The sequence below is a fragment of the Peterkaempfera bronchialis genome (assembly GCF_003258605.2).
Lineage (GTDB): Bacteria > Actinomycetota > Actinomycetes > Streptomycetales > Streptomycetaceae > Peterkaempfera > Peterkaempfera bronchialis.
In genome coordinates this window covers 7,046,560-7,071,455 of the sequence record NZ_CP031264.1, presented here as the reverse complement: position 1 = coordinate 7,071,455, position 24,896 = coordinate 7,046,560, and the positions used below count along the sequence as shown (strand labels likewise).

The 24,896-nt window shown below is 71.1% G+C and carries 24 protein-coding genes and 1 pseudogene; 14 read left to right on the top strand and 11 right to left on the bottom strand.

The features are described from left to right. Positions 1 to 114: 114 nt before the first annotated feature. Complete coding sequence (locus tag C7M71_RS30305) at positions 115 to 1,011, bottom strand: helix-turn-helix transcriptional regulator (RefSeq protein ID WP_111488924.1); 897 nt, start codon at positions 1,009 to 1,011, stop codon at positions 115 to 117. A gap of 178 nt (positions 1,012 to 1,189) precedes the next feature. Between C7M71_RS30305 and C7M71_RS30300 the strand changes: the two genes are divergently transcribed. The 10 genes from C7M71_RS30300 (at position 1,190) to C7M71_RS30255 (ending at position 8,487) form a co-directional block, all read left to right on the top strand. Next, positions 1,190 to 1,399, top strand: a complete 210-nt coding sequence (locus C7M71_RS30300) for a hypothetical protein (protein ID WP_322975211.1) — start codon at positions 1,190 to 1,192, stop codon at positions 1,397 to 1,399. A 57-nt stretch (positions 1,400 to 1,456) separates the two neighbouring features. Further along, positions 1,457 to 1,879, top strand: coding sequence for a (R)-mandelonitrile lyase (locus C7M71_RS30295; RefSeq protein WP_111488922.1), 423 nt, complete (start codon positions 1,457 to 1,459; stop codon positions 1,877 to 1,879). Positions 1,880 to 2,151: 272 nt separating this feature from the next. Then, entirely contained in the window at positions 2,152 to 2,559 is a 408-nt protein-coding gene (locus C7M71_RS30290; RefSeq protein ID WP_111488920.1) for a YciI family protein, read from the top strand. 8 nt (positions 2,560 to 2,567) lie between these two features. Next, on the top strand, positions 2,568 to 3,713 hold the full coding sequence (locus tag C7M71_RS30285; RefSeq protein WP_111488918.1) for an RNA polymerase sigma factor: 1,146 nt from the start codon (positions 2,568 to 2,570) through the stop codon (positions 3,711 to 3,713). A gap of 305 nt (positions 3,714 to 4,018) precedes the next feature. Then, positions 4,019 to 4,420: an ArsR/SmtB family transcription factor gene (locus C7M71_RS30280; RefSeq protein ID WP_111488916.1), complete on the top strand. Its 402-nt coding sequence runs from the start codon at positions 4,019 to 4,021 to the stop codon at positions 4,418 to 4,420. Continuing rightward, the gene (gene arsB, locus C7M71_RS30275) at positions 4,417 to 5,541 is read left to right on the top strand and encodes an ACR3 family arsenite efflux transporter (RefSeq protein WP_111488914.1); all 1,125 of its coding nucleotides are present in this window, start codon (positions 4,417 to 4,419) and stop codon (positions 5,539 to 5,541) included. The genes C7M71_RS30280 and arsB overlap by 4 nt, the downstream gene beginning before the upstream one ends. Continuing rightward, positions 5,534 to 6,016, top strand: a complete 483-nt coding sequence (locus tag C7M71_RS30270) for an arsenate reductase ArsC (RefSeq protein WP_111488912.1) — start codon at positions 5,534 to 5,536, stop codon at positions 6,014 to 6,016. The genes arsB and C7M71_RS30270 overlap by 8 nt, the downstream gene beginning before the upstream one ends. Before the next feature lie 27 nt (positions 6,017 to 6,043). Continuing rightward, positions 6,044 to 6,733 carry a TetR/AcrR family transcriptional regulator gene (locus C7M71_RS30265; protein WP_229759015.1) on the top strand — a complete coding sequence of 230 codons (690 nt, stop codon included), beginning with the start codon at positions 6,044 to 6,046 and terminating at the stop codon, positions 6,731 to 6,733. A gap of 26 nt (positions 6,734 to 6,759) precedes the next feature. Continuing rightward, on the top strand, positions 6,760 to 7,488 hold the full coding sequence (locus tag C7M71_RS30260) for an SDR family NAD(P)-dependent oxidoreductase (protein ID WP_229759014.1): 729 nt from the start codon (positions 6,760 to 6,762) through the stop codon (positions 7,486 to 7,488). A 120-nt stretch (positions 7,489 to 7,608) separates the two neighbouring features. Then, entirely contained in the window at positions 7,609 to 8,487 is an 879-nt protein-coding gene (locus tag C7M71_RS30255) for an ABC transporter substrate-binding protein (RefSeq protein ID WP_111488908.1), read from the top strand. A gap of 33 nt (positions 8,488 to 8,520) precedes the next feature. Here the strand turns inward: C7M71_RS30255 and C7M71_RS30250 are convergent, their stop codons facing one another. After that, on the bottom strand, positions 8,521 to 8,925 hold the full coding sequence (locus tag C7M71_RS30250) for a nuclear transport factor 2 family protein (RefSeq protein ID WP_111488906.1): 405 nt from the start codon (positions 8,923 to 8,925) through the stop codon (positions 8,521 to 8,523). Positions 8,926 to 9,227: 302 nt separating this feature from the next. Between C7M71_RS30250 and C7M71_RS30245 the strand changes: the two genes are divergently transcribed. Continuing rightward, positions 9,228 to 10,769, top strand: coding sequence for a M28 family metallopeptidase (locus C7M71_RS30245; protein WP_111488904.1), 1,542 nt, complete (start codon positions 9,228 to 9,230; stop codon positions 10,767 to 10,769). A 217-nt stretch (positions 10,770 to 10,986) separates the two neighbouring features. Here C7M71_RS30245 and C7M71_RS30240 read toward each other — a convergent pair whose 3' ends face one another. Continuing rightward, positions 10,987 to 11,343, bottom strand: a complete 357-nt coding sequence (locus tag C7M71_RS30240; RefSeq protein ID WP_229759013.1) for a hypothetical protein — start codon at positions 11,341 to 11,343, stop codon at positions 10,987 to 10,989. Positions 11,344 to 11,863: 520 nt separating this feature from the next. On the opposite strand from C7M71_RS30240, the gene C7M71_RS30235 reads away from it, so the two are divergent. Continuing rightward, entirely contained in the window at positions 11,864 to 12,829 is a 966-nt protein-coding gene (locus tag C7M71_RS30235) for an endonuclease/exonuclease/phosphatase family protein (RefSeq protein ID WP_407676005.1), read from the top strand. Between the two features lie 142 nt (positions 12,830 to 12,971). On the opposite strand, the gene mug is transcribed toward C7M71_RS30235, so the two are convergent. Both mug and C7M71_RS30225 read right to left on the bottom strand, forming a co-directional pair. After that, positions 12,972 to 13,577 carry a G/U mismatch-specific DNA glycosylase gene (gene mug / locus C7M71_RS30230; protein WP_111488900.1) on the bottom strand — a complete coding sequence of 202 codons (606 nt, stop codon included), beginning with the start codon at positions 13,575 to 13,577 and terminating at the stop codon, positions 12,972 to 12,974. 237 nt (positions 13,578 to 13,814) lie between these two features. After that, a complete protein-coding gene (locus tag C7M71_RS30225) occupies positions 13,815 to 14,486 on the bottom strand; it encodes an aldo/keto reductase (RefSeq protein WP_111488898.1) in 672 nt (223 codons plus the stop codon). Positions 14,487 to 14,525: 39 nt separating this feature from the next. On the opposite strand from C7M71_RS30225, the pseudogene C7M71_RS30220 reads away from it, so the two are divergent. After that, positions 14,526 to 15,053: pseudogene (locus C7M71_RS30220) on the top strand (TetR/AcrR family transcriptional regulator); the annotation flags it as partial. Positions 15,054 to 15,304: 251 nt separating this feature from the next. Continuing rightward, a complete protein-coding gene (locus tag C7M71_RS30215; protein WP_407675961.1) occupies positions 15,305 to 15,808 on the top strand; it encodes an alcohol dehydrogenase catalytic domain-containing protein in 504 nt (167 codons plus the stop codon). Between the two features lie 50 nt (positions 15,809 to 15,858). On the opposite strand, the gene C7M71_RS30210 is transcribed toward C7M71_RS30215, so the two are convergent. The 6 genes from C7M71_RS30210 to clpX form a co-directional block, all read right to left on the bottom strand. Continuing rightward, positions 15,859 to 17,643, bottom strand: a complete 1,785-nt coding sequence (locus C7M71_RS30210) for a DUF4910 domain-containing protein (RefSeq protein WP_111488894.1) — start codon at positions 17,641 to 17,643, stop codon at positions 15,859 to 15,861. Positions 17,644 to 17,658: 15 nt separating this feature from the next. After that, complete coding sequence (locus C7M71_RS30205; RefSeq protein ID WP_111488892.1) at positions 17,659 to 19,845, bottom strand: FAD/NAD(P)-binding protein; 2,187 nt, start codon at positions 19,843 to 19,845, stop codon at positions 17,659 to 17,661. Continuing rightward, complete coding sequence (locus tag C7M71_RS30200; RefSeq protein ID WP_111488890.1) at positions 19,842 to 21,269, bottom strand: amidase; 1,428 nt, start codon at positions 21,267 to 21,269, stop codon at positions 19,842 to 19,844. The genes C7M71_RS30205 and C7M71_RS30200 overlap by 4 nt, the downstream gene beginning before the upstream one ends. Before the next feature lie 16 nt (positions 21,270 to 21,285). Next, complete coding sequence (locus C7M71_RS30195; RefSeq protein WP_111488888.1) at positions 21,286 to 21,501, bottom strand: hypothetical protein; 216 nt, start codon at positions 21,499 to 21,501, stop codon at positions 21,286 to 21,288. After that, the gene (locus tag C7M71_RS30190) at positions 21,498 to 23,480 is read right to left on the bottom strand and encodes a nucleoside-diphosphate kinase (protein ID WP_162824496.1); all 1,983 of its coding nucleotides are present in this window, start codon (positions 23,478 to 23,480) and stop codon (positions 21,498 to 21,500) included. The genes C7M71_RS30195 and C7M71_RS30190 overlap by 4 nt, the downstream gene beginning before the upstream one ends. 77 nt (positions 23,481 to 23,557) lie before the next feature. After that, positions 23,558 to 24,865, bottom strand: a complete 1,308-nt coding sequence (clpX, locus tag C7M71_RS30185) for an ATP-dependent Clp protease ATP-binding subunit ClpX (protein WP_111488884.1) — start codon at positions 24,863 to 24,865, stop codon at positions 23,558 to 23,560. Positions 24,866 to 24,896 lie beyond the last annotated feature (31 nt).

The following is a 24,896-nucleotide window of genomic DNA, read 5'->3' as shown; positions in this document are numbered from 1 at the left end:
GGGGCGATCCGGGACGGCGGGAAAGGACTTCCGCCAGCGGCGACCTGCGGAAACGACTCTCGCAACCGGTCATTGACGAGAATCGTCGGGCGCTGGGTGATCGCAGCACCGTGTTCACCGGTTCTGCCGGTCGGCGGGGTCGGGGCTGCTGTCGGGCGAGGTGTTCTCGGTGGCGGCCCAGCTGGCGAGGAGTTGCAGGGCGTCGTGCTCGGTGGTGCCGGGCGCGGCGGTGTACGCGGTGAGGGTCAGGCCGGGCTGTGCGGGCAGTTCCATGGCGTCGAAGTCCAGGGCGAGGACGCCGACGGCGGGGTGGCGGAAGGACTTGCGGCCGGTGTGGTGCAGGCGCACGTTGTGCTTGGCCCAGGCGGTGCGGAAGTCCTCGCTGCGGGTGACGAGCTCGCCGATCAGCCCGGTGAGGCCGCTGTCGTGGGGGGCGCGTCCGGCTTCGGTGCGCAGCAGGGAGACGGTGGTGTTCAGGGACTCGTCCCAGTCGGGGAAGAAGTCCCGGCCGCCGGGGTGCAGGAACTGGAAGCGGGCGATGTTGACCGGACGCGGGGCGTCGTCGGCGTACAGGGGTGCGTACAGGGCCTGGCCGAGGGGGTTGGCGGCGAGGATGTCCAGGCGGCCGTTGCGGATGAAGGCCGGTGAGTCGGTCATGGACTCCAGGACGCGCAGGATGCTGTCGGGGAGCGGTCCGTGGGCGCGCTTGGTGCGGCGGGCGGGACGTTTGGCGGCGGCGCGGGCCAGGTCGCTCAGGTGGGCGCGTTCGGCGTCGTCCAGTTGGAGGGCGTTCGCGACGGCGTCGAGGACTTCCTCCGAGGCTCCGGCGAGGTGGCCGCGTTCCAGGCGGACGTAGTAGTCGATGCTGACGCCGGCGAGCAGGGCGACTTCTTCGCGGCGGAGGCCGGGTACGCGCCGGTTGCCGCCATAGGCGGGCAGTCCGGCCTGCTGCGGGGTGATCTTGGCACGGCGGGAGGCCAGGAAGGCGCGGATGTCGCTCTCGGTACTCACGCATTCCAGGCTAGGCCGGACGGCGCACGGGTGGGGGGTCCTGTCAGTACCTGTAATGGCAGACCCTTCCCCACCTCGCTGACCTTCGGTTTCATGGATATCGGCAGCGGTTGAGGGCCCCGGGAACCACCGGGGATCCTGGCTGTGGCGGCTGCTGGAAAGCCGCCCCCGCCTCTCGGTGGTCCTGGCCGGCCCGCAGCAAGCCGGTGACCCTGCCAAGCTCGCCGCCGCCCTGCTGACCAGCGCGGGCCAGGAGCAGCCCCCGGCCCGCTTCGTCGCCGGAGCCGATGCCATCGCTCCCGTCACCGCCAAGGCCAAGGAACTGATGGCACAGGCCGAAGCCTCGCGCGAGCTGGGCGCCGACCTCGCCCACGACGACGCCGCCTGAGCGGCAGCACCACCGGCTGAGCGACCGCGCACCACTAGACGATCAAGGAAAAGAGCCATGGAGCACATCACGTCCACCCCCACTGTCAAGGCCCAGGCCGAGCGCTTCACCGGCGACGTCTACCTCAACGTGATCGAGGCCCCCACCGAGCCCGCCCGTCTCGCGGCCGGCCTGGTGCGTTTCACCCCCGGAGCCCGCACCAACTGGCACTCCCACGCATTGGGCCAGGTCCTGTACATCACCGACGGCGTCGGCCTGGTCGGCACCCGTGACGGCAAGGTGGTGCGCGTCAGCGCCGGCGAGAGCCTCAAGTGCCCGCCCGGCGAGGAGCACTGGCACGGTGCCACCGAGGCCAACCTCATGGCGCACATCGCCCTCGTGGTCGGTGATGGCAGCGGCGACGGCACCACCTGGCTGGAGCCGGTCACCGACGAGCAGTACGCCGCCGCCCTCGGCGCCCTCGGCGCCCTCGGCGACTGAAGGTCGGCCACGGGCACTCCTCGGCCTAGCCATCGGCCCGTCCGCCCCGGCGGCGTCACTGTCACTCTTCCGGGCGGGAACCGTTCCACGATGTCAGCGAAGTCCGCACGCAGACACCTGCCCGAAGCGCGGGCCTTCCCGGACTGACCCCACCCCGCGCTCAACTACAAGAGCCAAAAAATCCGGACGGCGATGTCGAGAATCCGTGGCCGGCTCCGTCCCCGCACTGAACGCGACCACAATGGGTCGTACCAGCACCGAGGAGAACCACGATGGCCAAGTACTTGCTGCTCAAGCACTACCGCGGCGCCCCGGCGGCGGTCAACGACGTGCCCATGGACCAGTGGACGCCGGAGGAGATCTCGGCCCATGTGCAGTACATGCACGACTTCGCGGCCCGGCTGGAGGGGACCGGCGAGTTCGTCGACGGTCAGGCGCTCGCCCCCGAGGGGACGTTCGTCCGGTACGACGGCGAGGGCCGTCCGCCGGTCACCGACGGCCCGTTCGCCGAGACCAAGGACCTCATCGCCGGCTGGATGGTGATCGACGTCGACAGCTATGAGCGCGCCATCGAGCTGGCCGGGGAGCTGTCGGCAGCCCCCGGAGCGGGCGGGGAGCCGATCCACGAGTGGCTCGAGGTGCGCCCGTTCCTGGCCGCGCCGCCCACCGTCACGGAGTGACCTCCGAGGTGAACGAGGTCCTGCTGCGGAGCCTCACGCCGAGCGTGCTCGGGATCCTCGTCCGCCGCGGAGCCGACTTCGCGGCGGCCGAGGACGCCGTGCAGGACGCGCTGGTCGAGGCGGTCCGCGTCTGGCCGACCGACCCGCCGCGGGACCCGAAGGGCTGGCTGGTCACCGTGGCCTGGCGCCGATTCCTCGACGCGACCCGGGCGGACGCCGCCCGCCGCCGGCGTGAGGACCTCGTCGACGAGGAGCCGGCGCCCGGGCCGGCGCCCGCGGTGGACGACACGCTCCAGCTCTACTTCCTGTGCGCCCACCCGTCACTGACGCCGTCGTCCGCGGTCGCGCTCACGCTGCGGGCCGTCGGAGGGCTGACCACCCGCCAGATCGCCCAGGCGTACCTGGTGCCCGAGGCGACCATGGCGCAGCGCATCAGCCGGGCCAAGCGCACTGTCTCCGGCGTGCGGTTCGACCAGCCTGGCGACGTCGCCACCGTGCTGCGCGTCCTCTACTTGGTCTTCAACGAGGGCTACTCCGGCGATGTCGACCTTGCCGCCGAGGCCATCCGGCTCACCCGGCAGCTCGCGGCCGCGATCGACCACCCCGAGGTGGCGGGGCTGCTCGCCCTCATGCTGCTCCACCATGCCCGGCGCGCGGCCCGGACCGCGCCCGACGGCAGCCTGGTGCCGCTCGCCGAGCAGGACCGCGGCCGGTGGGACACCGAGTCGATCACCGAGGGCGTCGAGATCCTGCAGGCGGCCCTCGCCCGCGATCGGCTGGGCGAGTTCCAGGCCCAGGCCGCCATCGCGGCGCTCCATGCCGACGCGCCCACCGCCGAGGAGACCGACTGGGTGCAGATCGTCGAGTGGTACGACGAGCTCGCGCGCCTGACCGACAGCCCGGTCGTCCGGCTCAACCGCGCGGTGGCCGTCGGCGAGGCCGACGGACCGCGCGCCGGCCTGGCGGCGCTCGCGGCGCTGGACGACTCACTGCCCCGCCACGCCGCGGTGGCGGCGTACCTGCACGAGCGCGACGGCGACCTGGCGACGGCGGCACGGCTGTACGCCGAGGCGGCCCGAAAGGCACCCAACCTGGCCGAGCGCGACCACCTGACGCGCCAGGCCGGCCGGCTCAACACCCGCCGGTGTCGCTGACGGGTCGCGCTCGGGTCCTGCCGCGGCACTTGCGTGAGCGTGGCAACCACGAGGGGTTGCTCAAGGCCGATGGGCGCTGCGCACAGCTGTACCGCGCCCGGTTCATCCGCCAGGCCGAGGCCGAGGCTGCGGGGCTGGGCGCGGACGGGCCGAGCGCGGACGAACCGGAGCTGACGCCGGTGACGACGGCTACCTTGCTCTCCCGGTCGGCCATGGCTGCCGGGGCGCCCCGGCAGCGGCTCTCAACTGCTCGGCGAGGTCGACGCAACCTTGCGCCTTGGATCGAGAAGCGTCAATATAGAAGAATGTCGAAACAAGAGCTTGTGGTGATCGGCCAGGACAGTGCCGGCGGATGCTGCCGCACGCTGCTGACCGCCCCGCTGGACGAGGACCAGGCCGCCGATCTGGCGAAGGTGTTCAAGGCCCTGGGCGACCCCGTACGGCTGCGGCTGCTGTCGATGATCGCCTCCCGCGCGGGCGGGGAGGTCTGCGTCTGCGACCTCACCCCGGCCTTCGACCTGTCGCAGCCGACGGTCTCCCACCACCTCAAGCTGCTGAAGCAGGCCGGGCTCATCGACTCCGAGCGGCGCGGAACCTGGGTGTACTACCGGCTGCTGCCGCAGATGACCGACCGCCTCGCCGCGCTCCTCACCCGCCCCGCCGGGCAGCCGCCGACCGAGGCCGGGCCTGCCGGAGCCGTCTCGTGAGCGCCGAAGCCGCCGCCACGGCGTCGGCCCCGGGGCCGGTGGCCGGGCGGCTGTCGTTCCTGGACCGGTTCCTCGCCGTGTGGATTCTGATCGCGATGGCCACCGGCCTCGGCCTGGGCCGCCTCGCTCCCGGCCTGGGGGACGCGCTCGCGAAGGTCACCGTCACCGGTGTCTCGCTGCCGATCGCGCTCGGCCTGCTTGTGATGATGTACCCGGTCCTCGCCAAGGTCCGCTACGACCGCCTGGACACCGTCACCCGCGACCGGCGCCTGCTCATCCCGTCCCTGGTGCTGAACTGGATCGTCGGCCCGGCGCTGATGTTCGCCCTCGCCTGGGCCTTCCTGCCGGACCTGCCCGCCTACCGCACCGGCCTGATCATCGTCGGCCTCGCCCGCTGCATTGCGATGGTCATCATCTGGAACGACCTCGCCGGCGGCGACCGCGAGGCAGCCGCCGTCCTCGTCGCCCTGAACTCCGTGTTCCAGGTGATCGCATTCGCCGCGCTGGGCTGGTTCTACCTGAGCGTGCTGCCCGGCCGGCTCGGCCTGGAGCAGACCACGCTCGATGTGTCGGTGTGGGAGATTGCCCGCTCCGTCCTCCTCTTCCTCGGCATCCCCCTGCTCGCCGGGTTCCTCACCCGCCGCCTGGGCGAGAAGGCCAGGGGCCGCACCTGGTACGAGACGAAGCTGATCCCGCGCCTCGGCCCCTTCGCCCTGTACGGGCTGCTGTTCACCATCGTCGTACTCTTCGCCCTCCAGGGCGGCGCCATCACCTCCCACCCCCTGGACGTCGCCCGGATCGCGCTGCCCCTGCTGGTGTACTTCGCCGTGATGTGGGCCGGGTCCATGGCCGCCGGCCGTGCGGTCGGACTCGGCTACCCGAAGGCGACGACACTGGCCTTCACCGCTGCGGGCAACAACTTCGAACTCGCCATCGCCGTCGCCATCGCCACCTTCGGCGCCACCTCCGGCCAGGCCCTCGCGGGAGTCGTCGGCCCGCTCATCGAGGTGCCGGTCCTGATCGGCCTGGTCTACGTCGCCCTGGCCGCCCGCCGCTTCTTCCCCCAGCCCGCACCGACGGCCCGACCAACCGTCTCCCGTGAAGGTTCCGCCCGTGTCTGAGTCCAAGCCGTCCGTGCTGTTCGTGTGCGTCCACAACGCCGGCCGCTCGCAGATGGCCGCCGCCTTCCTCACCCACCTCTCCGAGGGCCGGGTCGAGGTCCGCTCCGCCGGGTCCGCACCGGCCGACGCGGTGAACCCGGCCGCCGTGCAGGTCATGGCGGAGGTAGGTATCGACATGTCCGCCGAGAGACCGAAGGTGCTGACCGTCGAGGCCGTGCAGGCATCCGACGTGGTGATCACCATGGGCTGCGGCGACACCTGCCCCGTCTTCCCCGGCAAGAAGTACCTCGACTGGACGCTCGCCGACCCGGCCGGACAGGGCCCCGAGGCGGTCCGCCCCATCCGGGACGAGATCGAGCAGCGCATCCGCGCCCTTCTCGCCGACCTCCTGCACGAGCGCGCCTGGCCTGCGGCCTTGTCGGCCGGGACAAGCCGGAGGGCGAGGCGGAGGGCGAGGCAGACATCGGGGTCCTGATTGACGGCGGAGGGGTGGGGATCCACCATGGGAACCGTGGAAACTCCATCGGTTTCTCACGTTTCCGAGGGTGACCGGCAGCGGGCCGACGTGATTCTGGAGACGGCCGGACGGCTGTTCCTCGCGCCTGCTTTCACGCGGGTGAGCATGGACGATCTCGCTCGTGAGCTCGGGATGAGCAAGAAGACGATCTACCGTCATTTCCCGGACAAGCGCAGCCTGCTGGCCGCAGTGCTGGATCGGCGGTTCGCGGCGGTGGAACGCACGCTGGCGGCGGCAGCCGAGGACGCAGAAGGGCAGCCGTTCGATGTGCGGGTACGGCGGTTCCTGATCGCGGCAGGCAGTGAGCTCGGACGGATCGGCGCGGCCCGGCTCGCGGCGGGGCGCGGCGATGCGAGGCTGCGCCAGTACGTGGAGCAGCGTGTGGACGCGGCGGTCTACCGGCGGCTGGACGAGCTGTTCCGGGAGGGGCACCGGCGGGGAGTGCTGTCGGCGCCGCCCGAGCTGCTCGGTGAGATCACCCGCGGCGCGTTGGAGCGGCTGCTCACCTCACAGCTGCCGCATGGACTCGACTGCGCCGCGGCCGATCTGCTGCGCGCAACCGTCGACACCGTGCTCTACGGGGCGATCCGCCCGGCACACCCCGGCATCGGCGATGAACAACTCCGGACGGTCATCCCGACGGCCCGCGATGACAAGCAAGGGGTGGTCCCATGACTGGGGCAACCAGCAGGGTGGCATTGGTGACAGGGGCCAGCAGCGGAATCGGGGCGGCCACCGCGCGCCTGCTGGCCGCCCGAGGGATGCGCGTGGTGGTCAACTACCTGCACAGCGCCACGGCGGCCGAGGAGGTCGTGGCCGACATCGAGGCCGCAGGCGGTCAGGCCATGGCCGTACGGGCCGACGTGCGCGAGGCGCCGGCGGTCGGGAGCATGATCGAGCAGGTCCAGGCGGTATGGGGCGGCACCGACGTGCTCGTGCACAACGCGCTCGCCCCGTTTGTGGTCAAGCCGTTCCAGGACATGACCTGGGAAGAACTGGGCGGCAAGCTCGACGGCGAGATGCGTGCGGCGTTCGCGGTCACCAAAGCCGTCCTGCCCGCCATGACCGAACAGGGCTGGGGACGCATCGTCTATCTCGGCACCGGCCTCAGCCGGCAGCCCCGGGAGGGCATGATCGCCCTGGGCACGGCCAAGGCCGCACTGGCGCAGTTCGCCCGGTACCTCGCCCAGGAACTGGGCCCGCTGGGCATCACGGTCAACGTCGTCGAGCCCGGCCCGGTGGACGACACCCGCATGGCGGCGGATGTGTTCGACGAGGAGCACAAGCGGCGGCAGGTGGCCGCCACGCCCCTGGGCCGCCTGGCCCACCCGGGCGACGTCGCTCAAGCGGTCGCCTTCTACGCCGGCGAGGACAGCGCCTTCATGACCGGCACCACGGCCGCGGTCAACGGCGGGATGTCCATGTACTGATGGCTCGCTGTGCTGTGCACGCGAGGCCATATCGTCCCGGTCACGATCGTCCCGGTCACGGCCGATGGCTGGACAGCGGCACGCGGGCGCACGGCGGTGACACGACCAAGGAAGACGCTCATGTACACGTTCGATCTCGCCTACGCCGGGCGGGGCCTGCATGAGGAACTGACCGCCTATATCGCCGACCAGCAGGGCTACTACGCCGACGAGGGCGTCCATGTCGCGCTGCACGACGGCTGCTCCTGGGACGAGGAGCGGCTGCGCCACAGCGCCACCATCGGGCTCGGCCGGGCACTGCTGTCCCGACTGGCCGACGGCACCCCCTGGGTCGTACTCCATGTCAACACCCACCGCCCGCTGTTCTGGTTCCTCGCCCGCCCCGGCCCGACCTCCCTGGCCGATCTGGCCGGCCGACGGCTGGCGGTACACGCCCCCCACACCGCGCCCGGGTGCTTCACCCGGATCGTGCTGCGCCAGGTCGGCCTCGATCCGGACCGCGACCTTCACGCCATCGTCCGCCCGCCCGGCGACTACGGCATGGACCTGCGCCGGCTGCACGACGGCAGGATCGACGCCGCCCTGGTCGGCAGCACCATGGCACCGGAGGCGGTAGCCGCCCGGCACGGCTGGCAGGTGCTGGCCTGGGTCGGCGACCACTTCCGGATCCCCACCGTCGGCGTGGCCGTCGACCCCACCTACATCGACCCGGACGACCCTGCGGTCCAGGCCGTCGTACGCGCCCACCGGCGGGCTCTGCAGGTGATCCACAACGAACCCGACACCACGGTGCGGTACATCCAGGCGTTCCTCGGCCGACACACCGGCGACGAAGCCCGAGCCCACTACGAGACGTTCATCGCACCGTATTTCACCACCGACGGCCAAGCCGACCTCGGCGTCGGCGCCACCGCGATCACCGCAGTCGCCGCCGAACTCGGCGTCCCCGCCACCGTCACCGCAGCCGAGTTCTACCGCACCGCAGCCACCACACCCTAGAAGCGGCAGGCAGTACCCTCTCCCAGCCCTGGGTCAGGCCCTGGCGATGTCCCTGCCCGGCATCGGCTCCGCGAGTGCTGTCCGCCATTCAGGCGCACCGAAGGCATCCGCGAAGTACTGCGTCTCGTGCACCACCTGCCCCTGGGCGAATTCCATCATGCTCACCGAGTAGGTGGGCACCCCGTCGTAGGTGATGATGCACTCGCTCACCCAGAGATCCCCGCTGCCGGCGATCCGGTGGACGGTGAAGTGCCGACTGGCCGGGTGCCCGCCGCGTTGCGCCGAAATCGCCGCGCGGCCCCGGAATCGTTCACCTGACTGGGGGTAGTCAAGAATCGCGTCGGCGGCGTAGATGGCATGCTCGGCTTCGGTATCCCCACGTTCCGATGCCCGCCAGTGTTCCTCGATTGCGGCCCTGGTCCGGATATCAGGCTCCATCGCATTGTCCCTTCTTTCAGGCGGCCGGAGCGATCCAGGGGGGACCTGCCTCCAGGACGCTGGGCCGTTGGTCCACCGTGGTCGGGCGGCCCGGATGGATCTCCAGCATCTCGTACGGCTGTGCGGAGTGCAGTGCCCGCAGTCCGGCCGCTGCCGGTGCCCCGGGGCGTCGGCGCTTCCACCGAACTCATTACCAATCGATTCCGGGAAAGATACCTTTGCCCTTGCCGGTTGCGGGGGCGGGACCAGCCAGGCTTTCCCCCCTGCCTGCCCATCGTCACGGACCGCCGGAAGGAAGCGCCTTGTACGCACGGAACCGCCGCGCCACGTTAGCCGCCGTCTGCGCAGCAGCGCTCACAGCCCCGCTGCTGCTGTTCGGATCCGGTACCGCCACCGCCCGCAGCGACCCTGCCGGGGAGGCCGCCAGGCTCGCCAGGAAGCTGGTCCAGAAGAGTGACGCCAAGAGCGCGTACAGGCATCTGGAGAGGTTCCAGCGGATCGCCGACGCCAACGGGAACACCCGGGTGGCCGGGCTTGAAGGCCACCGCCAGTCGGCCGAGTACGTCTCCGGTCTGCTGCGCAAGGCCGGCTATTCGGTGACCCGGAACGAGTTCGACTACATGTACACCGAGACGCTGGCGCAGCGGCTGAAGGTGGTGTCGCCGCAGCAGCAGGACATTCCGGTGGCCGCGATGACCTACTCGGCCTCCACCCCGGTCGGCGGCATCACCGCCCCGCTCGCGGTGGTGCCGGTGAAGGACGCGTCGGGCTGCGCGGCCGAGGACTACGCCGGGGGCGCATTCGCCGGGAAGGTCGTGCTGATCATGCGGGGCGGCTGCGGCTTCACGGACAAGCAGGCGGCCGCCGCCACGGCCGGTGCGGTCGGCGTGATCGTCTACAACAACACCGACGGCACGCTCAACGGCAGCCTTGACGGCCCGGGCGTGGGGAGAATCCCGACCGCCGGTGTCACACGGGAGGACGGCCAGGCCCTGGCGGCCAGGGCGGCCGCCGGCAAGGTCACGGTGAACCTCGAAGTCCGCACCTTTGCGGAGCCGAGGCACACCTACAACCTCATCGCCGAGACCAAGGGCGGCGATCCCCGCAATGTGGTGATGTTCGGTGCCCACCTGGACTCCGTGGCGGCCGGTCCGGGGATCAACGACAACGGCTCGGGCGCCGCGGGCATCCTCGATGTGGCGCTCAACCTCGCCCATGAGAACGTCGGGAACAAGGTCCGCTTCGCCTGGTGGTCGGCGGAGGAGTCCGGTCTGCTGGGGTCGGAGGCGTACGTCGACGGCCTGTCGGAGGCCGAGCAGCGGAAGATCAGGCTGTACCTCAACTTCGACATGATCGCTTCGCCCAACTACGTCCAGTTCGTCTACGACGGCGACGACTCCGACCAGGTCGGCGAGGGCCCGGGCCCGGAGGGTTCGGCACAGCTGGAGCGGCAGATCACCGACTACCTGGACAGCCGGCGCATTCCACACGAGGGCACCGACCTCACCGGCCTGTCCGACTACGGGCCGTTCACGGAGGTGGGCATCCCGTCCGGCGGCACCTTCACCGGGGCCGCGGGCATCAAGACGCGGGGTCAGGCGAAGGTCTACGGCGGCAGGGCCGGGATCGCGTACGACGCCTGCTACCACTCGGCCTGCGACACCCTCAAGAACATCAACATGAGGGCGTTCGACGTCAACATCGACGTCATCGCCAACGCGGTGGGACAGTACGCCTGGGACACCAGCCTGCTGACCAAGCCGGTGAAGCCGCAGCGCACCAAGGGCTCCGCGGGTGGCGGCGGGGGCCTGCACGAGGGCCACGGCGCCGGGGTCACCGGGTAGCCCCTTGCATGCGATCGGGGGAGGGCCGGGGCTCCGGCTCTCCCCCGGTGCCGTGCCACCGGCTGTCAGCTGACATCGCGACCGAGCGCGGCGCGGCCTCCGTGGCCCGCACCGCTGGCGGGCCCGGGTCCGGTACGGCGGGGCATGGCGGCGCGGGGCAGTTGCACCGCCGCCCCAGGGGGCCGGGGTGCTGGTGCTGCGGGTGGCTGCGCCGCGGTCAGATCAGGCCGGTGGTGCTGGGCGGGGTGAAGAGGTGGCGGGCACGGTGCTCCAAGTCCAGCAGGGCGGGGCTCCGACCGGTGCCGTGGTACCGGCACATGGCGCATGCCGGGTCGGCGTCGGGGACCTGCGGGGCATGGGCGGTGGCGATGTGCCGGGCGAGCCGGATCTCACCGCCCACCACCGAGGACGCCGGATCGCAGTCCAGCCCCGGCTCGGCCGCCGCCCAGGCGGCCTCCACCTCCTCGGCGACACGCCGCATCGCCGTGTACAGCGCAGTGCACTCCGGGCAGGCCCACATCCACGGAGGCGGCAGCGGCCACTCCGCAGCGGGGTGCACGTCCTTGGCATCCATACCCGCCACCCTAGAGGCAGCAGGCGGCGGGGCTCGGTGGTGTGCGGGCATTCCGTGGATTCGACTCGCCGCACAGATGGCTGCAGCACGTCGCAAGCGGGCCAAGGCACTTCACGTCAGCAGAGTCCCTCCATCGATGACCTGTCGTCGCGGCCTGTTGTTGACGGTGACGGCCGCGGACGGCCCGGCCAGCATGCCGTGGTGTCCGCCGTGCTGCCAGGTGTACGCGACATGGTGCGGCTGCGCCGGGAGTCCTCCAGCGCCTTCGCCCAGGTTGTCGCCGTCGGCTGGGCTGTCCGGACGTCCGCGTCAGGTTCTCGGTCGGCGGGATGTTGCTGACCGTGTGCCGACTGGGCGGTGCCGCTGAGCCAGGCGTAGCGGGCAAGGAAGGGGAGCTCGCTTGCGGGAAACCGAAACTGATTCACCTGGTGGCTCGTCCTGGAGGGCAAGGGCGAGTGGAGGGGTGGCCGTGGTGGAGCGGGCTCGGGCAGGCAGAGGTGCGACGTGGGCGGGGCGGTGGATTCCGGGTGCTGACGCGAAGACGGATGCGAGGGGCCGGTCGGTCTGGACGCGGGGGCGGGTGCTCGCTGCGTTCGCGGTGCTGACGGCCGGGCTGCTGGCGTTCCACCGGGCCGTGCCCAACTCCGTCGGCCGCCTGGGCAGTTTGCTGGAAGCGTTCCTGCCGTGGCTCGGCCTGGTGGTCGTGGTGCTGCTCGGCCTGGCGCTGCTGCGTCGTTCGGCCATCGCGCTGGTGGCCCTGCTACTGCCGGTGGCTGCCTGGACGTATCTCTTCGGCGGGCTGCTCCTGCCCGGGGCGCGGTCCGGCCCGTACGACCTGGTCGTGGTGCAGCACAACGTCAGCGACGAGAACGCCGATCCGGCGGGCACGGCCCACGCTCTGGCCGGCGCCGGGTCCGATCTCATCGCGCTGGAGGAGGTGGTGCCCCCTGCACTGGCGGTCTACGAGAAGAGCCTCGCCTCGGACTACCCGTACCACGCGGTCCGGGGCACCGTCGGACTCTGGTCGAAGCATCCGCTGACCGGCACCCGGCAGTTGGACCTCAAACCCCAGGGGATCGCGGAGCCATGGAGTCGCGGGCTGCGGACGGTGGTGCACACACCGCACGGTCGGATCGCGGCATACGTCGCGCATCTGCCCTCGGTCCGCGTCCGGGCGAGCGGCTTCGCATCCTCCTGGCGCGACGAGAGCGCCGACCTGCTGGGCAAGGCTGTCGGCGCCGAGGAGCTGAGCACGGTGATCCTGCTGGGCGACCTCAACGGCACGGTCGACGATCGTGGGCTGGCCCCGCTGACCTCACGGATGAACGTAGCGAAACGCGGCTTCGCCCTCAGTTTCCCCGCCGCCTTCCCGCTGGCCCGGATCGACCAGGTCATGGCCCGCTCGGCGACCGTCACCCGCATCCGCACCTTGCCCGCCACCGGCAGCGACCACCTCCCGATCGCCGCCCGGATCACGCTGAGCTGAAGGCGGCACTCGGCCCCGGTGGCAGCGGGCCTGCGCAGGGGCGGGGGACCGTTCGACTCCACCCTGGTCAGCCCGGCCCACCAGATCGGCTGTGTCGATGCCTGGAAGCAGGCCACCGGCAGCTGACCGCCCCGCCGAGGAGTCACCCGCCTGAAGTCGCCCGAGCCGTCGGTCCGACCTGCCCCTCCCCCGGTCCGGCGGCCTCCCGCAGCCGGGCGAACTCGGCGGCCAGCGCCGGGGCCGGCCAGTGTGCGTTGAGGCCGCTGGGGTTGGGCAGCACCCAGACCCGGGTGTTGCCGATCGGCTCCGGCTGCGGCCCGACCACGGCGCGCGGCGCGGCGAAGGCGGCACGGTACGCGGTGATGCCCACCACGGCCAACCAGCGCGGGCGGTGCCGCAGCACCTTGCGGGTGAGGACGGCACCGCCCTCGGTGAACTCCGCCGCCCGCAGTTCGTCCGCGCGGGCGGTCGCCCGGGCGGCGACATTGGTGATGCCCAGGCCGAGCGCGAGCAACTGCCCCTGCTCGCGGGGCAGATACTGGCGGTCGGTGAAACCGGAGCGGTGCAGGGCCGGCCAGAAGCGGTTGCCCGGGCGGGCGAAGTGGTGGCCGGTGGCGGCCGACCAGAGCCCGGGGTTGATGCCGCAGAAGAGCACCCGCAGGTCGTCGGCGATCACATCGGCGATGGTGCGGTCGCGGGCCGCCTCCAGCTCGGCGGGGGTGGGCCGGGCGGCGTCACGAGCGGGCAAGGGAACCCCTCCGGCGTACGGGGACTGGACGGCGGCCTCCAGCCTAGTGCCGCGCCCGGCGGGCACTCCCTGGGCATCCCCGCGCGGGGGCCCCGGGCCGAGAGGCGCAGCACGGCCCTCGGCCCGGGGCCTGTTCCGCGAGCAGGCCAAGGGTGAACGCACCGCAGCGGGCGGGTCGGCACCGGCGGCGGCCAGCCAGGCGTCAGGCGTCAGGCGTCAGGCGTCAGGCGTCAGGCGTCAGGCGGCGGAGCGCTCGTCGGGCAGGCGGCGGCGCAGCGCGCTCTGCTGGATGGCGGGTGGGTTGTAGGCCATGTCCAGCGTCCCGATGTCGGTGCCGGGAGGCACGATGGCGTCGATCTGGTCGAGTATCTCGTCGGTCAGGGCGGTCTCGGCGCCTGCGAGCAGGTTGTCGAGGTGGTCCATGGTCGAGTACGACGGCTGCTCGGTCCGGAAGCGCTGCAGGCCGCGCCGTTCGGCGGTCCACTGCGCCTCGACGATGTCCGAGGCCGGGAAGGCCGAGGAACCGATGGCACGGACCTTGCCGGCGCGTACCAGGTCGGTGAGGTCCGAGAGGGTCTCCTCGACATCGGTGTCCGGCGCGGGCCGGTGGATCTGGAACAGGTCGACGTGGTCGGTCTGCAGCCGGCGCAGCGAATCCTCCAGTGCGCCGACCAGCCAGCGCCGGGAGTTGCCCTGCTGGTTGGGGTCGTCCCCCATCGGGAGGTGCGCCTTGGTGGCCAGGACGACGTGGTCGCGGCGGCCCTTGAGGGCCTTTCCGACGATCTCCTCCGACTCGCCGCGCGAGTAGGCGTCCGCGGTGTCGATGAAGTTGATGCCCGCGTCCAGCGCCTTGTGGATGATGCGGGTGCAGTCGTCGTGGTCGGGGTTGCCGATGGCGCCGAACATCATGAGACCGACCGCCCCACCGGAGAACCGGCCGCCCGCCGCGTGCGACCCGACGTCCAGCGCAGCCTGGACGCCCTGCTGACCGCAGCCGCCGAGGTCTTCGCTTCGGACGGCGTGGACGCCCCCGTACGACGGATCACCACCAAGGCGGGCGTGGGGGCGGGCACCCTCTACCGCCATTTCCCGCAACGCTCGGACCTCATCACCGCCGTCTTCCGCCACGAGGTCGACGCCTGCGCCGCGGCCGCCCCCGCCTTCTCGGACCGGTACGAGCCGGTGGAGGCCCTGACGCGGTGGCTGGAGCGCTTCGCTCAGTTCGTCGCAGCCAAACGCGGCCTCAAGACCGCCCTGCACTCCGGCGACCCCGCCTACGAAAGCCTGCCCGCCTACTTCCAGCAGCGCTTCGTCCCCGTCGTGACGGAGCTGCTGGACGCTGCCGCCGCATCCGGCGACATCCGCTCCGACGTCATCCCGTACGACCTGCTGCGCGCCATGAGCGACATCGTCGCCCCCGACGACCACGGCTACACCCAGCGCATGATCACCCTGCTCGTCGACGGACTCCGCTACGGCACCCGCCTGCGCAGCGCGGACCGAGCAGCCCTACACAACCAGCGGCGACGGCGGCGCCTGGTGGAGGGAGTCCTCAGCCCGCGCGCCGCCTACGGCTGGGGTGCCGGTTCCGCGGCCGTGCCCTGGTCGTATTGCGCGCGGGCACTCTGGACTTCCTCGATGTGGCACTCGGCCCACTCCTTGATCGAGGCCATCACCGGCAGCAGGCAGCGGCCCGTCGGCCAGCGCGTTGAGCACCAGGCTCCCCGGTGGACGTCCAGACCCGCTCCGGCGCGCTCACCGCAGGCGGCCTGCTCCCGAAGCGGGAGGTCATCGGCATCGGCTGGGATGTCGCCGGCACCGTCGACGCGTTGGGGTCCGGGGTCACCGGCTTCCGGGGCGGCGACGCGGTGATCGGGCTGTCCGACCGGTTGGCGCTGCCGCTCAAGGCGCAGGCCGAGTACGTGGTGCTGGACGCGGACGCGGTCGCCGCAGTGCCGGTCGGCACCGATCCGGTGGCGGAGGCGGTGGGCGGCTACGCGGTGCGGCTCGCCGCGCTGGCCGGTGTGAGGGTGGTCGCGGTCGCGGGCGCCGGCGACGAGGAACTGGTGCGGGATCTCGGCGCGAAGTTCTTCGTACCGAGGACGGCGGACCTGCCCGCCGCAACCGACGCGTCGTCGGGGTCTCCGGGGTCCTGGGTTCGTGGGTTGGGCAGGGACGGTCGTGGTGGTTCAGGTGACGGGCACCCACGTGCCGAGTCCTGCCGCTTGTGATCCGACCACACCAGCTCAGCCGGGTTCGGCCCAGGACATGGACATGGACACTAGTCCGAGCCCTCGCGAAGCCAACCCGACTCCAGCAGGGCGTCGAAGAGCTGCCTCGACACCGCCGAGCCGATCTCGCGCTCCAGAGCGAACGACGTGTCGTCGATGATCTCGGCGCGCGTGCGGTGACCGTCGGCCCTGATGGCGAAGTGGAAGAGCATCGCGAGGCAGTGCTTGTCCAGCGTCACCAGGTCGGACAGCGCGTCGCGGGTGCGGGGTGAGAGGTCTGTCATCATCGCCCGCACGTTCAGGGGCCCGGCCCAGTGCGCCTTGACAGGTGGGCCCTCCTGCCCCGGGGACGGCTGAGGCTGATGTGCCGGGCGTCCGGAGGCGAGGAGGGTCATGGCCGCACATGTGGAGTCCACCCGGGTCAGGTAGCGACGACCCCATTCCGCGCTGCGGCCGGCGGCGACCTTCCGTGCCCTTGTGCGTTCACGGTCGCACCAGCGACCGACGATGGTGCCCAGGTCGGCTGTGTCCGGACCACTCCGTGCGAGCGTCTGGGCCAGGGCGGCGGCAGCCGCGGTCGAGCGGAGCATTTCGATGCGCGACACCTTGTCGGGGGCGTCTCCAGCCGAGTGGTTGAAGCGGTCGGCGGGGTGGCAGAACTGCACGCCGGGGCGGGCGATACCTGGATTGGCGAACAGGGCATGGTCGGAGAAGCCGAGGAAGGGGGACGGCTGCCAGGCGCCCGAGTGCGTGGCGGTGTTCCGGAACGCCTGATCGACGTAGTGCTCCGCAAGGGGAGCCAGCAGGGACGGGATCAGGTCTGGCGGGCGTTCCACCACAAAGGGTGACCCGCATTGGGCCTGGTCCTCGCCCACCATGTCCAGGTTGATCACCGCGCGCGGGAGCCGCTGCCTGGGGACGGACTCTCCCAGGCACTGGTGAAGTACTGCGGCCTGGCCCAGAAACTCCGGTGCCCAGAAGAAGCGGATCGAGGCCCGCGTGCCGAAGGAGGCGCGCGCCTTGCGGGCAGCGCTCAGGGTTGCCGCCACACCCAGCGTCGCCGCCACACCCGAGGCGTTGTCGTTGGCGCCGGGGCGAGGATGGCACAAGTGGGCCGTGAGCCAGATCTCCTCGGCTTCGGGGTCCGTGCCCGGAAGCACTCCGGAGACCACAGGCATCTCGGCCGACCGGTCGATCTCGATCGTCAGTCGCGCGTGTCCCCTGCGGACTGCCGCTGCGGCTATACGGGCCAACTGCGGCGGGGGCACGCTGAAGGCCGACAGCGGACTGTCCGGCGGAAGTTCAATCCGCCCGGCATGGGGTTCTTCCGGTGTCCCCTTCCAGGGGGCATCGGTGACAAAGCCGACGGCACCGGCGGTCTGAAGTTCCCGGAGCAGACGAGCGTTACCGAAGTCGGCTCGCTCGACGACGACCAGTGCCCCCCGCACGGCGGTGTCCCCGACCCGCACCAGCCGTGCGTCACAGCCGCCCGGCGGCGTAGGCGCAGAGTACGTGCCGATCGAGAAGGGCTGCTCCGCGTGATCGATCCGGACAACCCGCACCGCGCCCTCGTACACCTCGAGCACCGCCGCGACCGGAGTCCAGGAGACCGGGGCACGCCAGGTCCACCACTGCGCCTTGCCGTCGGCCGGGTAGCGGTCGATGGCCACGCCCGTCAGTCCCGCCGTGACCGCGGATTCGGCAACGAGTTCCGCTGCCTGCTCCAGACCGGTCGAGCCCTGGTAGCGGTCGTAGCGGCAGATGCGTTCGATGTGGCGCATCACCTCGTCTTGCGGTACCAGGCGGAGGCAGTCCTCCAGGAGGGTGTCAGTCATCGGGTCCCTCGCCTTTCAACAGTCGTCATGAAGTCCCCCGACGACGTGCTGTGCCCATCGGGCGATGTTGTTGAGTACCGAGCTACCCGAGTACGGCCGTGCGGCACTGAGCTGGAAGAAGCACAGTCGTTCGACCGGGGCGCCGAGGACCGTGATGCGCGGGTCCACGGTTTCGTCCGCCCGGACGACCTGGAAGTCCCGGTTGACGTCGATGGCGCCCGGCACGAAGTCCTCGTCCTCGGTGTCCCCGGGGTTGCGCCATTTCCGCACCAGGCCGCGCCGCAGGAGATTGGAATACAGCGGGCGCACATCGTGGTCGGCGTCAAAGGCATGACCTCTGCCCTCGACCAGGTACGCGACGGTGCGCTCCGTGCCGGTCTTGGTGCCGCGCAGCCGGAAGGCGCCGTCCGGGGTCACCTCGACCAGAGGCGCGGGGCCCACCGTCACATCCACGATGCCCGCCTCGATGAGGGCGAGCACCTTCTTCATCGCCTCCAGGCCGGTGCCGTTGGACATGCGGGTGTAGTGGCGCAGGTGCCGGGTCAGGAAGGATCGGTGCGAGGCCGCCGTCAGGCCGCCGAAGTCGACCGCGGCAGAGAAGGTGGAGCGCAGGTCACGCCATACGCCGTCGCATGCTGCCTTGGTGGGGTTGCGCAGGTTGCCCTGGGCGGCGGCCCGGTGGTCGCGGCGCATGTGGTCGATGAGGCCGCGTTGCCAGACATCACCGTTCTTGGTGTCCTCCGGGCCCAGTGGATCGAAGAACTCCTCCCAGACGTATCTGTGGTCCCGGGGGTCGGTGGAGTGGCCCCAGGGCGAGGCGCCCATGGTCCCCGACGCGCCGGGACCGTTCTCTCCCGGTTCACCGAAGACGGTGCGGTGAAACGCCTCCACCGCGTCCGTCGCCGCGTAGACGGCGCAGTCGGGCGGCACGGGGCGTCCGGCCGCAGTGCACAGGACGTACTCCGCCACCCGGTCGAACTCCCGCTGCATCGGCCTCATCAGTTCGGCGATGGCCACGCTCGCCGGGTCGGCGGTGCCGTGCAGGAAGCGGCGGTAGCCGGTCTCCGCGGTCTCGGCGAGCCGGACGCCGGCCTGGGCACCGAACAGGGTGGCGTAGTAGACGTACGCCATCTCCAGCACGACCAGCGGGAAGATGTGCCGCTCAAAGTCCAGTTGGCGCACTTCGCCGTCACGCAGGAGCCGCGGAGTCCCGACGGTGCGGCGCAGCGTGGCGATGGCTTCGCCGGTCAGGAAGCGCGCGGTGTGCTCCAGGCCGGCATGGGTGCGTCCGGTTTCGTCAGCGGCCTTGGCGTTCTCGGCGCGGGCCCAGGTGAACATGCCGCTGGGGCTGACGGGGACGATCACAGCGGGTTCGCGGCCGCTGGGGGCGTAGCTGAGATCGCCAAGGAGGCCGCCGGCGCCGACCGGGTTGAAGGTGCCGCCCCTGCCCTCGGTGAGGTGCATCAGCAGGTCGATCGCGGTGAGTCCGAGCCCGGTCACGCCAACCGTGGAACCGGGCGGGACAGCGTCGAGCGTGAGGTCGGCCAGCGGGTAGGCGTTGGGGATGTAGCGGGTCGATGCCTCCTTGGCGAGCAGGGCCTCGGTGGAGCCGGGGGCCGGGCGGTTCTGTGAGTGGCCTGTGACCAGGAGGAGGTGGTCAGCCTTGACCGGTGGGCTGTCGCCGGTGTGGTGCACCAGGAACCCCGCGCCGCTGCCGGGTTCGATGTCGGTGGCCTCGGCGGCGATCAGGTCGACGGTCACACCGGGGACCGCTCGCAGCAGCGCGGTGTAGCGCTGGAACATGTCGCGCAGGGCGTGGCCGTGCAGATAGCGGCGCGGGACGTCGGTGGGCCGGAGGTCGTAGTGCTCTTCCCCGGTACGCGCATAGGCGTCCCGGGTCCACTCAGCGAAGGTCGGGCGCAGCCGCCGGGGCAGCAGATGGTCGGCGGCTGCGGTCGACTCGTCGGCGGCGAATGCTATCTGGCTGGCCACCCGGTTCAGATAGCTCGTGGCTACCTGGTCGTCACTGTGGGTGTCACCTGCACCGAAACGTCCCGAGCGCTCGAACACGGTGATGTGCACGGTGCTGTCCGGCTCGGTGTGCGGCAGCAGGGCTGCCAACCGCTCCAGGGCGTAGGTGCCCCACGGTCCGCCGCCCACGATGACGACATTCCGGGTCGCGTCCCGGTGCTGCCCCGTCATGTGCCCACCTGCGTTCCGAGTGCGGGGCGCCGCTCGCTCGCGCCTGCCGCGGACTCGAAGGTCTGGCCGATCCGCAGCACGCTCCGCTCGTCGAAGTGCCGGCCGATGATCTGCAGTCCGAAGGGCAGGCCGTCGGCCGAGAAGCCGGCGGGCACCACCAGCGCCGGGTGGCCGGTGACATTGAACGGCGCGGTCTGGACGGCCACCGCCGGACCGGGTGGCGGCCAGTGGTGCGGGAAGTCCGTGAACGGCGCAGGGGGCGCGAGCGCGACGGTCGTGATCAGCGCGTCGTAGCGACCGAACAGGCCGGTGTTGAGCTGTCGGGTCAGCTCGTGCCGGACCCGGGTGGCCTGGATGTAGTCGGCCGCTGTCAGGGCGGCACCGCCGGTCAGTCGCTGGTAGGTGTAGCGGCCGTAGTCCTGTGGCCGTTCGCGCAGGCTGTGCTCGTGGATGGCGTAGCCCTCGGCCTGCAGGATCACTCGGCCGCAGGCCTTCATCAGCTCGAAGTCCGGCATGCGCACCTCCTCCACCACCGCGCCGAGGGAGGAGAGCAGGGCAGCCGCCGCATCGATGGTCGCGACCACCTCGTCGGATACGCCCTTGCTCGCGGTGAAGAACTCGCGGGCATAGCCGATGCGCAGCCCCTCCACGCCCTTGTCGAGGTCAGCGGTGTAGTCCTCCCGGGGCCGCTCGACGCTGCTGGGGTCGAGCGGATCGTGACCGGAGATGACCTGCAGGGCAAGCGCCGCGTCCCGTACGTTCCCGGTGAGCGGACCGACGTGGTCGAGCGTGTACGAGAGTGGGTAGACGCCGCGCCGCGACACCAGGCCGTACGTCGGTTTCAGACCGACGGCGCCGCAGTTGGCGGCGGGTGAGCGGATCGAACCGCCGGTGTCGGAGCCGATGGAGACCCGCACCAGGCCGGCCGCCACACCGGCGCCGCTGCCGGCCGATGATCCGCCGGTGAAGTGCTCCGGGTTCCAGGGGTTGCGGGAAGGCGGGGTCGGCAGGTCGAACCCGGGGCCGCCGAAGGCGAATTCGGCGAGGTTGGCCTTACCCACCAGGACGGCGCCGCCGGCGCGCAGGCGCTCCTCGACATGGGCGTCCTGCTGTGGGACGTGGCCGAGCATCAAGCGGGAATTGGAGGTGGTCGGGATGCCGGCCGAATCGATGATGTCCTTGAGCGTGTACGGGATGCCGTGCAGTGGCCCGCGGTCGGCGCCGCGGCCCAGTTCGTCGTCGGCGCGCTCCGCGTCGGAGAGTGCCCGCTCCGCCGTGACCGCCACCAGTGAGTCGATCAGCGGGTCGATCGCCGCGATCCGCTCCAGGGTGTGCGCGGTCAACCGCACCGAGGTGAGCGAACCGTCGCGCAGCGCGGCGCCGACTTCGGCGACCGACAGTTCGTGCAGGGGCTTGTCACCCATGGGTGTGTCCATCCGTTCAGGCTTGCCGCGCATAGGTCTCAACGGAGAACACATGCGCGGGCTCTGCCTCGGGCGGCAGGTTCGCAGTGCGCAACAGCGCGGTCATCCGTCTGAGCTCCAGGTGGACCGCGAGGACCCCCGGGCGCAGACCTTCCGGCACGTCATGCCCGTGGAGGGACATCAACAGGTCGAACTCGTGCTCCGCGGACCCGGTCTCTGCTGTCTCGCTCACGGGGCCGGGCTCTCCGCGGCTGTGCGGACCCAGTCCGCCGAGACGGGTGCCGGGAGCGAGCCGCCGAAGCCTTTTCGCTCCACGGGCAGCACTTCGGTGGCGACGCGGACGAAGTCCCAACGGTCGATCGCCGGGTCGTGCGGATCGACGATCGCCGTCAGTTCGTCGAAGGCCATGCCCTTGCCGCCCCCCGACTCCTTGCGCAGCCGCTCCATGTCGTCGGCCGGGATCCGGCCTGAGGCTTCCAAGCGGTCCAGGGCCTGGTCCAGGTCGAAGTCGTTGGCGGGGATGAGGTTCTCGAGCCGCTCGACCTCGGACCGGGCTCGCTCGGACAGGTCCGAGGAGAAGTCGCGGCGCACCTCCTCGAAGAGCGTGCGGCGTTCGGCGCGATCGAGGAAGATGCCGATCTCCCGGACCAGGTCGGCGGGCTCGTCGGCCACATGGTTGAAGTTGATGACCCGGTTCGGCGGGGCGAGCACGGAGCGCAGTGCCTCAGGGCCGCGGGCCTTGGGGTCCGCCGAGCCCTTGAGGTCGGACAGGCGCACGGCAGCGGGAATCACCCCGTCGTAGCGGTGGTCACGGAGGATGAGCAGGACCGTCTCCGTGGCGCTGTGCATCAGGGAGCACAGGGCGAGTCGATCGGGGGTGTAGACGTTCCAGTCATAGCGCCACACCTCGCGCATGGAGTGACGGTTGAGACGCATCGGCGCCGTTCCCACCACGGTGAAGCCGTGTTCCTCGAAGAAGTCGAGGGTCCGGCTCGCACGGCGGCCCACCAGGCCGTCGGGCTTGAAGTTGAACAGCGCCACCTGGCTCAGCAGGTCGAGTGCGCCGTCCCCGAGGACAGCGTCGGCATCGGCCCATGCCTCGCGGAAGTAGAGGTCGTCGGCGAACAGCTCGCGCTTGCGCGGGGAGCGGGTGAGCGCGTGCCAGGCCCGCTCATCGGGCATCTGGTCCGCGGTCGTGATGCGATGCATGAACATGGGGGTCTTCCTTCGGCAGTCCGGCTCCTCGCCGGCCGGGGCTGATTCGGCAACCGTGGCAGGCGCAGTGCGCCAGTCCTCGGGGTCGGGGTTGGTCAGGACCTTGGCGAAGCCCGTCTCGTCGCAGACGACATGGGTGGCGCCGAGGATCGCGAGGTCCCAGGGGTCGGCCGCCAGGCCGCTGTCGGCTGCGAGCTGGTAGAAGGACCGCCACGGCACCGGGCTGCCGCTGTCCAGGGCCTTCAGATGGTCCAGCAGCTGGGCGGCCTGCTCCGCTGCCACGGTGCCCTGGTCCAGGGAGTCCTGGATCGCAGCCTCGATCCGCCGGGCGGCCGGCTCTGCGGCCAGGGAGCGGCCTGTGTGCGCCGTCAGGGCTGCTTCCAATCGGGCGGTGCCCTCGTCTCCGATCCGACCGGAGGCAAGCGCGGCCAGGGCGCGGCGGCGGGCCCTGGAGTCGAGCAGCAGGCCCAACTCGCGTAGCAGGTCGGCGGGTTCGTCCGGCACATGGACATAGCTGAAGACCCGGTTGGGCTGGCCCAGGCGGTCCCGCAGGCTGCCCTTGGCGGGGCCGCCGGCGGATCCCTTGAGACCACTGAGCCGGACCGTCCCGGGCAGGTCGTGGCCCGCGCCGCTGCGCAGCAGCAGGAGCAGCGCCGACCGGCCCGGGTGCACGGCATCGTTGACGGCGAGGCGGTCGAGGGTGGCCGAGGTGAGCTGGAAGCGCCACAGCTCACGCCAGAGTGTGCGGGTGAACCGGACTTCCTCCACGCCGACGACCGCGAAGTCGTGTTCACGCAGGAACTCGACGACCGGGGCGAGCGTGCCGGCTGCAAGGCCGTCCGCCTTCACCATGATCATCGAGGAGTGCCAGAGGCCGTCCTCAAGCGCGTCCCCGAAGGTGTCCTGGGCGTCCGCGAGACCCTCGCGGAAGTAGGTCTCGCGCATGTAGAGCTGCGCCTTGGCCTCGGTTCGGGTGATCAACTGCCAGTCGGGCATTCGGTGTTCCTGTCTCTGCTCGGCAAGAAGTCCCCCCACGGCTTCGATCGGACCACATCGGGTGCGGTCGTGGGGGCTCATCCCGCTGAACCGGCCCGTCGGTCACGGCCGGTTTCCGCGACGGTGAGCACCGGTTCCACACGATCCGTGATCACGTCCGCCGTGACGGTGACCCGCACGATGTCGCGCAGCGACGGGATGTCGTACATGGCGGGGATCAGGGCATCCTCCAGAATGCCGCGCAGGCCGCGCGCCCCCGTCTCCCTGGCTATCGCCTCATCCGCTACAGCCTCCAACGCCTCCTGCTCGAACTCAAGCTCGACGCCGTCGAGTTCGAACAGGGTCTGGTACTGCTTCACCAGGGCATTGCGCGGTTCGGTCAGCACACGCAGCAAGTCGGAGCGGTCCAGTCTGCGCAGTGCGGTGAGGACGGGAAAGCGGCCGATGAACTCGGGGATGAGGCCGAACTTCACCAGGTCCGCCGCGGTCACCCCGGCGGCCCCGGTGCGGTCGGCGGCCGAGGCCGAGGTCTGGAGGGCTCCGCCGAAGCCGACGCTGCCGCGCGACCGGCGCTTGTCCACGATCTCCTCCAGGCCGCTGAAGGCACCAGCGGCGATGAAGAGAATGCCGGAGGTGTCGATGCGCACCGGCTCCCGGCTGGAGTACCCGCGCCCGCGAACCGCCTGGGCGCCCTTGTCGCCGCCGGACAAGGTGACGACGGTGCCTTCAAGGATCTTCAGCAGGGCCTGTTGGACTCCCTCGCCGGAGACGTCGCGACCGCCGGAGGATGCCTGGGGGCTGCGGGCGAGCTTGTCGATCTCGTCCAGGTAGACGATGCCGGTCTCAGCCTTCCGCGGGTCGTTGCCGGCTGCCCGCAGCAGCTTGGTCAGGATGCTGTCGACGTCCTCGCCGACGTACCCCGCCTCGGTCAGCCCGGTGGCGTCCACGGCGACGTACGGGACGTCGAGGATGCGGGCCAGGCTCTGGGTGAGCAGCGTCTTGCCGGAGCCGGTGGGTCCGAGCAGCAGGATGTTCGACTTGGCCAGCTCGACGGCGTCCGGGCCGAGCGCCGCTGCGCGGTCGACGCGCTTGTAGTGGTTGTAGACGGCGACGCACAGGGCCCGCTTGGCGGTGTCCTGGCCGACGACATAGCCGTCCAGGAAGCCGCGCAGCTCCCAGGGCCTGGGCAGTTCGCGGCCGCCCTGCTCCGCCTGGGCACGGTTGCGGGCGCCCTCGGCCACCGCCTCGCTGCACAGTTCGACGCAGCCGTCGCATATCTGGACACCCGGCCCCTCCACCAGCTGGGTCACCTCGTCCATCCGCTTCCCGCAGAACGAGCAGGCCAGCTGGGGCTTGCCGGCGCCGATGGGTGTCGTGGGGGTCATGGGGGTGGTCTCTCCTTCGGATCCCGGACTT

Excerpts from the sequence above, each read along its gene's own strand:
- C7M71_RS30280 (WP_111488916.1), top strand. The coding sequence starts at position 4,019 with ATGTCGAAACAAGAGCTTGTGGTGATCGGCCAGGACAGTGCCGGCGGA.
- clpX (WP_111488884.1), bottom strand. The coding sequence starts at position 24,865 with ATGACCCCCACGACACCCATCGGCGCCGGCAAGCCCCAGCTGGCCTGC.
- C7M71_RS30255 (WP_111488908.1), top strand. The coding sequence starts at position 7,609 with ATGTACACGTTCGATCTCGCCTACGCCGGGCGGGGCCTGCATGAGGAA.
- C7M71_RS30265 (WP_229759015.1), top strand. The coding sequence starts at position 6,044 with ATGGGAACCGTGGAAACTCCATCGGTTTCTCACGTTTCCGAGGGTGAC.
- C7M71_RS30240 (WP_229759013.1), bottom strand. The coding sequence starts at position 11,343 with ATGGATGCCAAGGACGTGCACCCCGCTGCGGAGTGGCCGCTGCCGCCT.
- C7M71_RS30190 (WP_162824496.1), bottom strand. The coding sequence starts at position 23,480 with ATGCCCGACTGGCAGTTGATCACCCGAACCGAGGCCAAGGCGCAGCTC.
- C7M71_RS30200 (WP_111488890.1), bottom strand. The coding sequence starts at position 21,269 with ATGGGTGACAAGCCCCTGCACGAACTGTCGGTCGCCGAAGTCGGCGCC.
- C7M71_RS30250 (WP_111488906.1), bottom strand. The coding sequence starts at position 8,925 with ATGGAGCCTGATATCCGGACCAGGGCCGCAATCGAGGAACACTGGCGG.
- C7M71_RS30290 (WP_111488920.1), top strand. The coding sequence starts at position 2,152 with ATGGCCAAGTACTTGCTGCTCAAGCACTACCGCGGCGCCCCGGCGGCG.
- C7M71_RS30225 (WP_111488898.1), bottom strand. The coding sequence starts at position 14,486 with ATGATGTTCGGCGCCATCGGCAACCCCGACCACGACGACTGCACCCGC.
- C7M71_RS30210 (WP_111488894.1), bottom strand. The coding sequence starts at position 17,643 with ATGACTGACACCCTCCTGGAGGACTGCCTCCGCCTGGTACCGCAAGAC.
- C7M71_RS30295 (WP_111488922.1), top strand. The coding sequence starts at position 1,457 with ATGGAGCACATCACGTCCACCCCCACTGTCAAGGCCCAGGCCGAGCGC.
- C7M71_RS30205 (WP_111488892.1), bottom strand. The coding sequence starts at position 19,845 with ATGACGGGGCAGCACCGGGACGCGACCCGGAATGTCGTCATCGTGGGC.